The following is a 14,570-nucleotide window of genomic DNA, read 5'->3' as shown; positions in this document are numbered from 1 at the left end:
TTTTATACGCTAGCTATTGCGCCTTTTTCATATACATGTATGCCGGAATCGTCGCCCATTTCGGCGTATTGTGCCGAACTTTGGCGACAACGACGGTCATATCGTCTTCAATCTCGCCGCCGCATTGGCGGATCACTTCTTCCATGATCAAATCGGCGACTTCCTGCGGGTCGTTCGTCTTTAATTCTTGAATTTTCCGCTTCATCCAAACATCATGGTTTTCGACGTTCATCGGCCCTTCAAACACACCATCGCTCATCATAATGAGCAAGTCGCCCGATTTCAGCTGCTCGGTGACAACGTCAAATTCCACTTCTTTAATGATGCCCATCGGCAAGTTGCTCGCTTCCACTTTCATCACCTTGTCACCGCGCTTAATAAAGCTTGGCGTCGATCCGATTTTCAAAAACTTCGTCGCCGCGTTTTGCAAGTCGATGATGGCCAAATCCAGCGTCGCATACATGTCTTCTGTCGTCCGCAATGCCAAAATCGAATTGATCGATTTGATGGCAATCGACTCGTCCATTCCCGTCTGCAAAATCTTTTGCAACAGGCGCAGCGTCTCGCGGCTTTCGTCATGCGCCCGCTCCCCATTGCCCATGCCATCGCTGATGGCAACGGCGTACTTGCCGGTAGCAAGTTCAATCGTTGCATAACTGTCGCCAGAAATGAACCCCCCTCCTTTGGCGGCAAACGCGACGCCCGTTTCGACGACGAACGCTTTCGTCGAGCCGAAGGCGACGCGGCAGTAGCCGTTCGGGTAGGCGGCGCACTCTTCGCGCTTGACGACGATCGTCTCTCCTAAAATATCTGACAGCATCGGCGCGATCAGTTTTTCGCACTCACCCCGCCCTTCGCAGTAAGGAATGCTCATTTCAATATCGATATTTCCTTTTTCCAAACTGTAAATGTCGACATGGCCCACTTCGATGCCAAACTCTTGTAGCGCATGGTAAATTTGTTCTTCCTGCAAATAATGGTTTTCCTGTTCTTTCTGCATTTCTTTGGCGAAATCGTCCATCACTTGCGAAACGCCCAACAGCTGTTCAGCGACAAGCTTCCGGCTTTCGTGGATTTGCCGTTTGAGCTTGCGGTTTGCTTGATAAGCAACCATCTCTTTTTCAATCGCGTCGACGACTTTGCCGGCCTTGACGCAATACCGCTCCCACTCGCGCAGCAACTGATGGTTTTGCGACAATGTTTTTTCGTCCGCCTCGCCCATCATTTGCTTCATGTACGCATAGGTTGTACGAAAGTTGTCCGCCCAGCATTGCGTCTTCTTAAAGCACGTTTGGCACGTTTTTTCCGTGATGTCGCTCAAAAAATAGTCGACTTCACGGTCGCTGTATTCATTGGCATCCGGAAGCGGTTCGGGCGAAAAGCTTTCCGCCAGCGCCTGAAAGACGTTGGAAAACTGCGAGACGCGTTGCACCGTCATATCGCGGATTTTCCGGACGTATTGTTGTTGCTCATTGATATATTCTGCCGTGCCGGGAATGTATTTGGCGATTTTCTCCGTCAGTGAACGGGATGTACCAAAAAACAGCATAATTGCGATGCCGGATTCAAGCAACGTCGGCACAAGCTCACTCTTCCCTTCGCCGTATAAACCAAGCAACAGCGTCGCGACGAGGAGGCCGAACGCCACCCCAAGTTTTTTCCCTTCCCTCAGCAACCCGCCAAGCAGCCCGGCGAAAGCAAGCAAACTCATTTCCGACAAGTTGCCGACATTTGCCAAGCTCAGTACAAGCCCGGTGACAACGCCGACGGTGGAGCCGGTCGCCGCCCCGGCGACAAACGCGAACAACAAAACGAGGTAGCGCGACATCACATGCTCAAGCGACAAACCGTACACAGCCCAACCGATCATCCCGGTCAACATCGAGGCGAGCAAAATGATCAACGAAATGATCTCTTCCGCTCGCAACGCATGTTTATGCTTCTGCACTGTCAACAACGGGATGCTTTGCATAAAAATCAAGGTCAATACAAGCGACAGCCCGGCTTCGACGACCGCCATGGCGGCGCCGTAGACCGATCGCTCTCCGAGCCAATAATAGGAGATCAGCCATTTGGCGGAAAGAGACAGCACAAACACAACAAATGGAACGATTTTCAGTGACTCACTGATCACCCTCCGCACCCATCCGTAAATAAAGAGAAAGCCAAAAATGGAAATGCCGACAAACAGCGCCACATCAAGCGACAGCGTCAAAGCACCGGCCAACAGCGAGATCAACGCAAAAGCGGCCTTGTCGCGGCGCAGCATATAGACCGAAACGAAAAATGGCAAAGCGAACGGGGTCAGCTTCGATAAAATCAACGCTCGTCCAAGCAAAAAGCCGACAAGAAGAAGCAAAAAGCCTTGATGGATGAACAGATGACCAAGGCGCAGCTTCACATGGCGCATCCAGCGCGACACCGTTGCTTGCGTGTCATGAATCGGCACTTCCGAAATGCTGCGGCGCACCGTCCCTCTTTCTACTCTTTCCATTCCCGATCCTCTCCTTTACCTTTCTATTACCCCCTATTATATAGCTTGAATTGTCAGAAATTTGTCAAAACCACAGAGAAAAATAAAAAATCGTTCGACGTTTTCCACGGCAAAACGCGGTCAACAGGCTTGTTCCGACAGAAAGAGACAAAAAAGAAAAACGAGCATGTCGCTTGATGGCGCATGCTCGTTTGCGATGACCCGTACGGGATTCGAACCCGTGTTACCGCCGTGAAAGGGCGGTGTCTTAACCACTTGACCAACGGGCCATTTTTGATTGTTGGTGGCGGTGGAGGGGATCGAACCCCCGACCTCACGGGTATGAACCGTACGCTCTAGCCAGCTGAGCTACACCGCCGTGTGACAACAGTTTATATCATAACGGAGGAGATGACGATTGTCAATACATATAGGCGGAAAATGCAGAGGGGAAATATATCCTCTTATTCCATACAGAAACAAAAAAGCATCCATAGCGACGGATGCTTGTTTCCTAATTTGTCATCCTTCAAACAATCTTTCAGCAGCAAGTTACCCCCGTCTCGCTCCACGACCTCCCCGCTTCGACTCCGTATGACGGCGCAGCGATGCCAATCGGTCTTCACTCTCTTTTAAGAATCGGCTGATTTTTTGTTCTAAGCTGTCCGCCGCGGAGCGGTCGTTTGTCCGATGGCGCGGCCGCTGCGAAGAAGGCGTGTCTTTTGCTTTGCGAATGGACAGGCCAATTTTTCCATCTTGACCGACGTTGATGACTTTGACATACACCATATCGCCGACTTTCAGATGATCGTTGATGTCTTTGACATAGTTATCGGCTACCTCGCTAATGTGAACGAGTCCTGTGACCCCCTCCGGCAGCTCCACAAACGCTCCAAATTTCGTAATGCCCGTGACCTTGCCTTGTAACTTGCTGCCTACTTCAATCGACATAAAAAAAGTGCTCCTCCTTAAAACGCTTTAAAGATGGTGTTTTTTTTATTATAGCGAATGAAAAAAATGCGTGTCAATATGACGAATGCCCATAGAAAACGGGCATTCGCAGGCAAAATTATTTTTCCGGCAAGACGAAAATAATTTCTCCATCTTTCGATAAGTAATATTTTTTCCGCGCCAGCTCGGCGATATAGTCATCATCATGCAACTTTTTCATTTCCTCTTTCAGTTGCTTTTCCTTCCGTTTAAGCTCCGCAAGCTGCTCTTTCAGCTTTTGCTGTTCCGCCGTTTTTGCATCGATCGCCTTCGCTTGCGAGTGCAAGGTGTAGACAAGAGCGGAGGCGAACATCGCAAACAACAACGACCAGACAACCAAACGGACAGCGACAGCCCGCCGTCTTCTCGCCGCCTTCTGCTTTTTCTCCTCATGCTCAGCTATGTACGTCGACGACAGCTTCGTCACATTCGTTCTCCGGGGCACGTTCATCGCGTTTACACCTCTTTTACTCGCGCCATTTCGCAAACCACATGCTTATTTTCTCTTTTGTATTCTTGATTTGTCCAGCAAATCCTTTTAAACGTCGAAAAAATTTTTCCACCCCGGCTCGTCTTTGCGGCGGCACCCGCCGCCAAATCATGATGCCCGTCCAACGCAGCGGAGCAAGCAAAAGGCGGATCATCTTCCAAACAGCCAGCAGCACAAACCGAACGATCCACAACAAAAGCCGCCAAGCGAACAATAGAAGTGCCAGCGCCATTTGCCCAAGGAGGATGAGCGGGCGCATGACCATGAGGCGGAACAGCTGAACGAGCGTCTGTCCGAGTCTTACCGCCAGCCCAATGAACCACTCGAGCACCCGAACATAAAAGGAGCGGAGCAAGCTTTGATAAGCGGCATATCCGCATAAAAGCGCGAGAAACAAATAAAAGCGAAGCTCGCCTTCATTGACGAAAAGAAGCACATAAAACACGATGAGCGCCTGCACCGCCCAAAACAGCACGTCATTCACAAAGACGAGCCAGTGCGCCCGCTCATGCCGTTTCAACATCCGGCTGTACGTATCCCACGCCAGGCCAAGCCAGCCGCCCATGCCAATCATCGCCAGCATGGTGTACAGCTGTATGCTGACATTCATTTGAACAACTTGCTAAAGAATCCTTTAGCCTTCTCCTGATGGTCATCTAAATAAACGAGGTCGAAAATGCGCCCTTTAATCGAAACAACGCCTTTGTCGACATCTAAGTTTTTCATCTGCAAGTTTTGCCCGCGGATGGCCAAAAAGCCCATGACCGTCTCAAGCAAAAACTCCTCGTTGTCAAAGCTCTCGACTTGTTTCACCCCGGTGATGTCAAGAAGGCGCCGGCCGCGCATGATCACATCATGTTCCTGGACCGGACCTTTGTTCGTGCTTCCGCCAAATTCATCGTGTCGACTCATGTTCATCCCCCGCATTTCCATTTAGTATAGAAAGCCGGCAAGGCCAACCGCCTTTTCTCATCCGTTGTTTGTACCATATGTATGTCAGCGGGGGATGGTTTAGAACAAGCCTGCAGGACAAATTAGACGTCGTCTTGTTCCGGCGCCGGGGTGGTCCGTTCTTCGCGGATCAATTCGTACAGCCCGGTTGCCTCCTCTTTTTTCGTTGTTTCTTTTAGATCCGTCACTTTTACCGTTACCCGCTTTTGCCCAAATTGAATCGTCAATTCATCGCCGACTTTCACATCGGAGCTCGCTTTGGCGACATGGCCGTTGATCCACACTCTCCCTTGATCGGCGATTTCCTTCGCCAACGTGCGGCGTTTGATGAGGCGGGACACTTTTAAAAATTTATCAAGGCGCATTGCATGATCCCCCTTACCGTTCGTTTTCTTTGGCTTCTTCCCAAAAACGATCGAGTTCGGCAAGCGAAAACGAGGTGATCGATCGGCCGCTTTTTCGCACTTGTTCCTCGATATAAGCGAAACGGCGGGCAAATTTGTCGTTGGCCATTTGCAACGCTTCTTCCGGTTGAATCCCGTAATAACGGGCAAGGTTGATGAGCGCGAACAATAGATCGCCAAACTCGCCGACAAGCCGATCGCGACGGCCGCCGGACGTTTCGGCTCGAAACTCGGCCATTTCTTCTTCGACTTTTTGCCATATCGGCGCGGCATCATCCCAGTCAAACCCGACTTTCGCCGCTCGTTTCTGCAGCTCGTACGCCCGCATCGTCCCCGGCAGACTTTTCGGAATGTCGGCAAGAATCGATTCCGAAAGCCCGCCTCCTTTTTCTTTCTCCTTGATCTTCTCCCAGTTGGCAACGACTTGTTCGGCCGTCTCGGCCGTGACATCGCCAAACACATGCGGGTGGCGTCGGATCATTTTCGCCGTCAGCGTGCGGATGACGTCGTCGATCGAAAACAACCCTCGGTCGGCGCCGATTTGCGCATGGAGCATCACTTGCAGCAATACGTCGCCAAGCTCCTCGACCATATGATCATCGTCACCCTCGTCAATCGCCTCGAGCAGCTCATACGCCTCCTCAAGCAAATAGCGCTTCAGCGACGCATGCGTCTGCTTCCGATCCCATGGACAGCCGTTCGGCCCTCTCAGCGTGGCGATGACGCGGCGCAGCGTCTCAAACCGGTGGTAAAGCAACGGCTCGTCCTTCACCGGCGGCACGTAGACGCTTGTCAAGTTGTCAAGCCCCGTCTCGCGGTCCAACTCATAAAGCGGCACGCGCTTTACTTGCTCGTCCTTCGTGCCTGCCGCGGTGACAATGTAGATCGGGTAATCGTCGGGAAGCTGCTCCATCAAAGAAAGCTTCACGTTCGAGGCCACAAACGAATCGTACACTTGACAAAAAACAGCATGCAGTGAAGGCGACCATTCTTCTCCTCGAAAAGTCGTCGCATCAAGCAACTGAAACCCTTCAATTGGATCGATGCGCACCGCCGTAAACAGCGCATCCAAAAAGCTTTGACCACCTTCGATCACGATTCGGCAGACGCCGCGCCGCTCAGCTTCGAAAAGAAGCTGCACCGTCCGCTCGGCAACAAGCGGATGGCCGGGAACAGCGTAAAACACATCGCCGCGCTTCGCCTGTTCCGTCAATTGATCAACGATGTCAGCGTACACATCAGCAAACTGCTCGTGTTTTTCATACACTTCATCAAATGACGTAAACGCAATCCCTTCCTCCGTAAGCCATTTGACCACCGGGTGTTCTTTCGTCCGCAAAAAGAGCGGATGCGCCCGCTTTAGCTTTCGGTACACACCGATCGGCAGCTGTTTTACATCTCCGGCGCCGAGGCCGAACACATAAATCGTATTCATCGCCGATCACCTGCCTCCTAATCGTAGACGGAATTTATTAGCCAATGGGAGAGCTGCCAACTCCTGTTCAGAAAAAACATGTCCTTTCACAATACACGCAAGGTAAACGACAGCACCGATGGCAACGCCGCCAAGCGCCTCGGCAGCCGCCCATAGCCGCCCCTCGCTCGAGCTGTCCATCAGCCACCTATACCCATGCAAGACGACGGCCATCATAGCGGCCGCTTTCACGGTTGGGTACATGTATTTCCGGCCCGCCGTCCGATATTCACGCGGCAAAAAGGCGCATAAAAAGCCTGCCATGAGCGCATAAGCACCCGTCGTCGCCGCGGCGGCGCCAAGCGCTCCAAACCGCGGAGCAAGCCAATGCATAAGCGCGGCCTTCCCCGCCACTGCCAACGCCACGCCGGCAGCGGCCGTCCATTCCCTCCCCATTCCTTGCAATAATGCAGAGGCGGTCAACGCGATCGTAGTAAAAAAGACAGAGGAGGACAAGACGGCGAGAACCGACGAACCGTAGTCATTCTCGAACAACATCGCATTGATCGGTCGAATGAGGCAAATGAGCCCTAACGAAGCACCAAGCCCAATGACAACGGCAAGCCGGATGGACAGCGCTCCATAGGCGAAAACGGCACCTTGGCGGCGCGCTCCGGAAAGAAGTGGAACAAGCGCCAATGAAAACGACGTGCCGACGACCGTGCCGAGCTGAATGAGCGGCTGACCGCGGTCGTACACTCCTTTTAGCCGCTGCACCTCATCGAGCCTTGCCCCCGCTTCCTGTAGAAGCGGAACGAATAAAAATGAATCGACGAGTGGAATCAGCGTCAACGCCATATTCGTCAAGCAAATGACCGTCCCCGCCGTCAATAAACGCCGGCCCACCTGTCGATCCCAAGCTGGCGGCGTGCGGCCCGACGTTTTTAGCCGCCGACGCCGGGACAGGAAGAAAAGCAAAATGAAAAGCGCCGCCGCCATGCCTACTAGCGTCCCTGCGACCGCTGCCATGCCGCAAGCATAGACGTCGGCGCCGCGCTGCACCGCTCCATACGACAGCCCTAAAATCGCCGTCACCCGGACGAATTGCTCGCCAACTTGGGACGCCGCCGTCGGCGTCATATCATGCCGCCCTTGGAAATAGCCACGCAACAACGCGATGGGCGGAAACAGCAAAAACGAAAATGAAAGCAAGCGCACGAGCGGCGTAAGCCGTCCATCGCCCATCGCCGAGGCAATCACCCCCGCCCCTAGATACAGCGAAGCAAACAGGATGACGCCAAGGACGCTTAACACCAACAAGGCGACGCGCACACTAGCGGCAGCGCCCGCTTCATCCTGTCCCGCCAACCGCTCGGCGACAAGCTTCGAGACGGCAACCGGGTAGCCGGTCAGCGAGAGTGCGACGACGATGCCATAAATCGGGTACACTTGTTGGTAAATATAAAAACCAATGTCCCCGACCATATTTTGATACGGAACACGGTACAAAGCGCTTAATAGTTTCGCGGCCAAAGCGGCGGCCGTTAAGATCGCCGCCCCTTTCCATACGTTTCCCATCCAGTTTCTCCCCTCGCATAGACAACCCACTCAACCTAGACGCCGGAGGGCGATAGAAGCCGCCAAGCGCCATGATGGCTACGCTCGATATTATAGCGCAACTTCCGCCTGTTGGACAAAGGTGATGGTCAACTCGCACGGCTTCATGCGCTGTTCCGCAAGCCAGGCGGACGAAAAAGCAGGATGTGGAAGCGATTCCGGGATTCAAGGCATCTCGCCCCCATTTGCCGGGCGGAAAAAAAGGCAGCCTGTGAAGCTGCCTTGTTGTTTCGCCTATTGTTCCATTTGTCGAGCCAAAAAGCTGGCGGCTGTTTCTACTGCTTTATGCTCCACTTCACCAAGCGTTTTCTCGCGCGATAAAATGATGACTGCTCCGATCGGATCGCCGTTGGCGACAATCGGGCCGATCGTATACGACTTCAACGTTTCCGTCATCCCGTCAACGAGCTCGACTTCCCCTTCCTCCGTATGGAGGATGGAATTGCGGTCTTCCATGGCTTTTTCCACCAACGGGCTGACGCTTTTGTTCATATACTCTTTTTTCGAAACGCCGGCGACAGCGATGTATACATCGCGGTCGCAAATGAGCACAGGCTGGCCGAGGCTGTCAAACAGCGCTTCGGCGTACTCTTTGGCAAAGTCGCCTAATTCACTGATCGGCGAATATTTTTTCAAAATGACTTCTCCATCGCGGTCAACAAATATTTCGAGTGGATCTCCTTCGCGAATGCGCAACGTTCTGCGAATTTCCTTCGGAATGACAACTCTCCCTAAATCATCAATGCGACGAACAATACCGGTTGCTTTCATGCCTTGTATACCCTCACTTTCATCTAGGATTTGAAGGATACTCCGATGAACCCTTGCAATGGGGAATTCACCATTGTTGTCATTAGTATCCTTCACAATCCACGTTCTATACGTGATGAAAGTGATTTTGGCCATTTTGATAAAATTGCCCATCCTTCATTATCGCCACATGCAGGAAACGATAAACATCATAAAACTTTTTCTTGATTATGCCGTCACCGACTTCTCATTTTCCACCCCAGACAGCCGCCGCAGCGTCTCCTCTAAAATCATCAGCCACTCGTGCGGCTTCATTTCCTTGATATAGAGCACAATTTTCAGCTTCGCTCCGTCCATGCCAAACCCGAATAAGCGGCCATGCCGGCGTCCGATGTCAGATAGACGCTGGATTTCCACCGTTTTCGATGCCTGTTCAGTAAACAAGATGTCAATTTGCTGCTTATGTTGCTTCATCGATTCGACGCCAAGCTGCTTGGCCAACACCTTCAACTCAGCAATTTGGAACAAATACGCAACTTCATCTGGATAATCGCCGAAGCGGTCGACCATTTCCTCACGCAGCGCCTCAACGTCTTCGAGCGTCTCCACTGCCTTAAATCGCTTGTACATCTCGATCTTTTGCAACTCGTCTGCAATGTATGTGCTCGGAATATAGGCGTCGACTTCGACATCGATGACGACATCCGGCTGCTCGTCTTCTCGCTTGATGCCGCGCCGTTTCTCGATCGCTTCTTTCAACATTTGCGAATACAAATCGAATCCGACCGAGTCGATAAAGCCGTGCTGTTCGGCGCCGAGAATGTTGCCCGCGCCGCGGATCGACAAATCGCGCATGGCAATTTTAAAACCAGAGCCGAGCTCGGTAAACTCTTTAATGGCTTGCAGCCGCTTTTCTGCCGCTTCATTGAGCACTTTATCTTTCCGATAGGTGAAATACGCATAAGCGACGCGGTTGGAGCGGCCGACGCGCCCGCGCAGCTGGTACAGCTGCGACAATCCCATCCGGTCGGCGTCATAGACGATGAGCGTGTTGACATTCGGAATATCGATGCCCGTTTCAATGATCGTCGTCGTCACCAGCACATCGTATTGCCCTTCCAAAAACGCCAAAATGGTCGATTCGAGCTCCGTTTCCGACATGCGGCCATGCACGTAAGTGACGCGCGCTTCCGGGACAAGCTGTGCGATTTCTTCCGCTTTCAAATCGATGTCTTCAATATGGTTGTAAAGGAAAAACACCTGCCCGTCGCGGGCGAGCTCACGTTCAATCGCCTCTTTGGCGAGTTCGGGCGTATATTCCATGACATACGTTTGCACCGGGAATCGGTTTTCAGGCGGCGTCTCGATGATCGACAAATCGCGCACGCCGATCATCGACATATGCAACGTACGCGGAATCGGCGTCGCCGTTAAGGTGAGCACGTCGATGTTCGCCTTCAGCTGCTTGATTTTTTCTTTATGCGCCACGCCAAACCGTTGCTCCTCGTCGATAATGAGCAAGCCTAAATCTTTAAACTTCACGTCTTTCGACAGCAGCCGATGCGTTCCGATGACCATATCGATCGTCCCATCTTTTAGCCCTTTGATGATCTCGGCTTGTTGCTTTTTCGTCCGGAAGCGGTTCAACAGTCCGACGTTGATTGGGAACCCTTGAAACCGTTCGCGCACCGTTTCGTAATGCTGTTGGGCTAGGATCGTCGTCGGCACAAGAAAGGCCACTTGTTTGCCGTCCATAATGGCTTTAAACGCCGCCCGCAACGCCACTTCCGTCTTCCCGTAGCCGACGTCGCCGCAAAGGAGGCGGTCCATCGGTTTGTCGCTCTCCATATCACGCTTAATTTCCTCAATCGACCGAAGCTGATCTTCCGTCTCTTGATACGGAAACGCCGCTTCAAATTCGCGCTGCATCTCGGTGTCCGGCGAAAACGCATATCCTTTGCTTGCCTCACGCTCGGCGTACAGCTTGATTAAATCTTCAGCAATATCCTGGACGGATGATTCCACTTTCTTTTTGACCTTTTTCCATTCCGAACCGCCGAGTTTGTAAATTTTTGGTTCTTTCCCTTCCGAGCCGACGTATTTTTGCACTTGATCGATTTGGTCGACCGGAACATACAGCGTATCGCCGCCTTGGTACTGGATATGAATATAGTCTTTATGCACCCCGTTGATTTCTAACGTCTCGATGCCTAAATATTTCCCGATGCCATGGTTGACATGGACGACGTAGTCGCCGACTTGCAATTCGGCGTAGCTTTTGATCCGCTCGGCGTTGGACAGCTTTTGCCGGCGCACCGGGCGTTTGACCCGTTTTTTGAACAGCTCTTCTTCTGTGATGACGGCAATTTTTTGCAACGGCAATTCAAACCCGGTATTTAAATCTCCTTCAAGGAGCTGGCATTTGCCATGCAGCAAAGCCGCATCGCGCGCGAGCGGCAGCGCGTCAATCTCATAATCTTGAAGCAATGATTGCAGCTTTTTCACCCGCTCTGCATTCGGCGCCAAAAAGACGACCGCATAGTTTGCCTTTTCCCACCGCTCGACTTCGGATTGAAGAAGCGCCATTTGCCCATGGAAGTTTTGCATCTGTTTGCACGTAATATTGACGACGTTTTGTGGGTGGGCATACGGAACATGGCGCAAAAACAACGATAAGTATACCCGCTGGAATCGATGTTTTTGCAATAATTCAGAAAACGAATGCGAAAGCGGCACGCCATGAATCATTTTCCCGCCGTCAAGCAAACTCGTATACCATTCCGCCTCTTCGCGGTCCAACCGTTCCGCCGCCTCTTGCAGCCGGCTCATTTCATCCATGAGCAGCACGCCGTCTTCTGGCAGGTAATCTAGCAAACTCGCAACCTTTTCATAAAAAAGGGACATATATTTATATTGTTGCTCGATTTCCTGCCCCTCGCGCAATTGCTCAAGCTCAGCGTGAATATGTTCATACATCCGCTGTTTGGCGGCCTCATCTTTCATCGTTTCCAAACTCGACGCAAGCCCCGCTTCAATCCGCTCGATTCCTCGGCGCCGCGTCTCGCCATCGAGAATGATTTCATCGGCCGGCCCGATCATGATGCGCTCGATTTGCCCTTGCGAACGTTGGTCGTCAGGAGTGAACGTCCGAATCGATTCGATTTCCGTATCAAACAGCTCGATGCGGTACGGAAGCTCAACGGTCAATGGATAAATGTCGATGATGCCGCCGCGGACGCTGAACTCTCCGGGGGCGGAAACGGTGCCGACCCGTTTGTACCCCATTTGCACAAACTTCTGTTTACAACGTTCTACATCGAACTCTTGTCCAACGGAGAAGGTGAACAAATACTGCTTCCAAAGCGACGGCGGCGGCAACAAACGCCGCAAGCCGGCGACCGGGCAGACGACAACTCCTTTTCCGCCTTGCGCCCAATGGTTCATAATCTCTAGGCGCTGTGCCTTCAGCTCCGGGCTGGCGACCGCCATCTCAGCGGCGATCACTTCGTTCATTGAATAAAGGAACACGTCTTCCGGCCCGAGCAACGAAACGAGATCGTCATACATTTTTTGCGCCTGAAACAAATTGTGAGACACGACTAACAGCGGCCGGCCTGTCTCCTTGTAAAGCGTGGAAATAAAAACAGACCGGGCCGATCCGGACAGCCCGGCGACAAGCTGTTCCTTCAAACGGACATGGAGCCCTTCAATGATCGTACGGACATCTTGGTTTTCAGCTAAATAGCGATGCAACGAAAGCACCCCTATTCTCCCTCCTCTCAACGCCAGTTTCTTTCCGTCTCACTATTCTTTCGCAAACGCAAAAACGCTTTGGTCGCCCAAAGCCGCCCTTAATGGATGAATTTTTCGTATTGATGCCATTCCGGGTTTCGCGCCAACGCCTCTTGACAGTCTTCGCAAATCGTTTTCACATGAATGTCACCGTTCGGTTCATACGAAATCATCTCGAGGCGTTCCTCTTCCGTTAAGTGGTGGAATCCCAGTTTCTCGCTGTATATCGGCATTTGCTCAATCGTTCCGACTTTTGCACCGCAATGGCGGCAATAGTAATGTAGCGCCATTCAAGCCAACCTCCTCACTGGGCACCGGGCTGTTCCGTCCACAAGGCAGGCGAAGCCGACGCTTCGACCGCCTCCCGTACTCACATTGTGCACCAGTTCAGAGGAAAATATTCACTCGTTAAAATCATTCATCACTTGAATAAATGGCGCCTTCACCGCCTGTTCACACGCATTGGCAGCCCGCAGCACCGCTTTGTCCACCGCCGGTTTCTCCTCTTCCGTAAAGCGGCCAAGCACGTAGTCCGTGACCGGCTGACCGCCGGTCGGCCGGCCGATGCCGATGCGGATGCGCTTAAACTGCTCAGTGCCAAGGTGGTGAATGAGCGATTTGACGCCGTTATGGCCGCCAGAACTCCCTTTTAAGCGAAGGCGGATTTTCCCTGGCGGGAGATCGAGGTCATCGTAAATGACGATGACATCATCGATGGCAATGTCGTAGTAATCCATAAGTGGGCGAACACATTCTCCTGATAAATTCATATATGTCAACGGCTTGCATAATGCTACTTTTTCGCCAGAAACGGACGCCGTTCCGAACAAGCCGCGAAATTTAGCGGTTTTTAACGATACATTCCAGCGCTTCGCCAGTTCGTCGATGACGAAAAAGCCGACATTGTGCCTTGTTTGCTCATACTCCTCGCCCGGATTGCCGAGCCCGACAAACAGCTTCAATCCTCGCGCTCCTCTCTTTGCATGATACTACAAAAGACGTAACCGAAACGGTTACGTCTGTCACTCTTCTGGCGTCGTTTCTCTTCCTTCCGCAGCGTCAGGCTGCCCTGCCTCTTGCTGTTCGCCGCTATCGATTTCTTCCTCTTGTTGCGGCGGCAAGATCGTGGCGATCACTTCGGAGGGTTCATGATTGATTTCAAATTTGCCGTCCGTTTGCACGTCGCCAACGGTGACGGTATCACCGACTTGCAGTCCGGAAATGTCCACTTCGATCACTGGAGGAATGTTCGCCGGCAGGACGCGGATGGACAGCTCATGCAAGTTTTGCTGCAACACGCCGCCATCCTTCACGCCAGGCGCCTCGCCCACTAAGCGAACTTCAACGTCAATATCAACTTCTGTCGATAGATCAACCGCTTGAAAATCGGCGTGAAGCAGCTCGCCACGCAACGGATCGCGCTGCATCTCGCGCAGCAACACCGAGTAGTCCTCGCCGCCGACTTTCAGCGTCAGCAAGCTTGTGCGTCCGCCTTCACGAAGCACTTTTTCCAGCTCAGCGGCGCTGACGAAAATCATTTTGTTTTCGACTTTTTTGCCGTACAAAATCGCTGGAATGCCGCCTTGCGAACGAATACGCCGCAATGTCGAACGTTTTTTGTCTGTGCGTTCTTTCGCTTCCAACACAATCGCCATGTTTCTTCACCTTCCTGAATTAGAATCTATTGAC

At 52.2% G+C, this 14,570-nt stretch carries 13 protein-coding genes and 2 tRNA genes; all 15 read right to left on the bottom strand.

Features of this window, described 5'->3' with window-relative positions; genetic code table 11:
* Positions 1-13 precede the first annotated feature (13 nt).
* The 15 genes from spoIIE to GC56T3_RS00280 all read right to left on the bottom strand — a co-directional run bounded on the left by spoIIE (position 14) and on the right by GC56T3_RS00280 (position 14,536).
* Positions 14-2,494, bottom strand: coding sequence for a stage II sporulation protein E (gene spoIIE, locus GC56T3_RS00350; RefSeq protein WP_012820456.1), 2,481 nt, complete (start codon positions 2,492-2,494; stop codon positions 14-16).
* Positions 2,495-2,691: 197 nt separating this feature from the next.
* A tRNA-Glu gene (locus GC56T3_RS00345) sits at positions 2,692-2,763 on the bottom strand.
* Positions 2,764-2,775: 12 nt separating this feature from the next.
* A tRNA-Met gene (locus tag GC56T3_RS00340) sits at positions 2,776-2,852 on the bottom strand.
* A 173-nt stretch (positions 2,853-3,025) separates the two neighbouring features.
* Positions 3,026-3,424 carry a S1 domain-containing RNA-binding protein gene (locus GC56T3_RS00335; RefSeq protein WP_011229571.1) on the bottom strand — a complete coding sequence of 133 codons (399 nt, stop codon included), beginning with the start codon at positions 3,422-3,424 and terminating at the stop codon, positions 3,026-3,028.
* 118 nt (positions 3,425-3,542) lie between these two features.
* A complete protein-coding gene (locus GC56T3_RS00330) occupies positions 3,543-3,914 on the bottom strand; it encodes a septum formation initiator family protein (protein WP_012820454.1) in 372 nt (123 codons plus the stop codon).
* Between the two features lie 16 nt (positions 3,915-3,930).
* Positions 3,931-4,563: a spore cortex biosynthesis protein YabQ gene (yabQ, locus tag GC56T3_RS00325; protein ID WP_012820453.1), complete on the bottom strand. Its 633-nt coding sequence runs from the start codon at positions 4,561-4,563 to the stop codon at positions 3,931-3,933.
* Complete coding sequence (yabP, locus tag GC56T3_RS00320; protein WP_012820452.1) at positions 4,560-4,865, bottom strand: sporulation protein YabP; 306 nt, start codon at positions 4,863-4,865, stop codon at positions 4,560-4,562. The genes yabQ and yabP overlap by 4 nt, the downstream gene beginning before the upstream one ends.
* 122 nt (positions 4,866-4,987) lie before the next feature.
* Entirely contained in the window at positions 4,988-5,269 is a 282-nt protein-coding gene (locus GC56T3_RS00315; RefSeq protein ID WP_012820451.1) for an RNA-binding S4 domain-containing protein, read from the bottom strand.
* Positions 5,270-5,282: 13 nt separating this feature from the next.
* Entirely contained in the window at positions 5,283-6,743 is a 1,461-nt protein-coding gene (gene mazG / locus GC56T3_RS00310; protein ID WP_012820450.1) for a nucleoside triphosphate pyrophosphohydrolase, read from the bottom strand.
* Between the two features lie 6 nt (positions 6,744-6,749).
* Positions 6,750-8,300 carry an oligosaccharide flippase family protein gene (locus tag GC56T3_RS00305; protein ID WP_013143966.1) on the bottom strand — a complete coding sequence of 517 codons (1,551 nt, stop codon included), beginning with the start codon at positions 8,298-8,300 and terminating at the stop codon, positions 6,750-6,752.
* 273 nt (positions 8,301-8,573) lie between these two features.
* Positions 8,574-9,110, bottom strand: a complete 537-nt coding sequence (gene spoVT, locus GC56T3_RS00300; protein ID WP_011229564.1) for a stage V sporulation protein T — start codon at positions 9,108-9,110, stop codon at positions 8,574-8,576.
* A gap of 207 nt (positions 9,111-9,317) precedes the next feature.
* A complete protein-coding gene (gene mfd / locus GC56T3_RS00295) occupies positions 9,318-12,851 on the bottom strand; it encodes a transcription-repair coupling factor (protein ID WP_013143965.1) in 3,534 nt (1,177 codons plus the stop codon).
* An 89-nt stretch (positions 12,852-12,940) separates the two neighbouring features.
* Positions 12,941-13,171 carry an anti-sigma-F factor Fin family protein gene (locus GC56T3_RS00290; protein ID WP_011229562.1) on the bottom strand — a complete coding sequence of 77 codons (231 nt, stop codon included), beginning with the start codon at positions 13,169-13,171 and terminating at the stop codon, positions 12,941-12,943.
* 111 nt (positions 13,172-13,282) lie between these two features.
* Entirely contained in the window at positions 13,283-13,843 is a 561-nt protein-coding gene (pth, locus tag GC56T3_RS00285; protein ID WP_013143964.1) for an aminoacyl-tRNA hydrolase, read from the bottom strand.
* Positions 13,844-13,903: 60 nt separating this feature from the next.
* Positions 13,904-14,536: a 50S ribosomal protein L25/general stress protein Ctc gene (locus GC56T3_RS00280; protein WP_012820446.1), complete on the bottom strand. Its 633-nt coding sequence runs from the start codon at positions 14,534-14,536 to the stop codon at positions 13,904-13,906.
* Positions 14,537-14,570 lie beyond the last annotated feature (34 nt).

Origin of the sequence: Geobacillus sp. C56-T3, from assembly GCF_000092445.1 — a bacterium.
GTDB lineage: Bacteria > Bacillota > Bacilli > Bacillales > Anoxybacillaceae > Geobacillus > Geobacillus thermoleovorans.
This window is presented reverse-complemented; position numbering and strand designations above follow the sequence as displayed.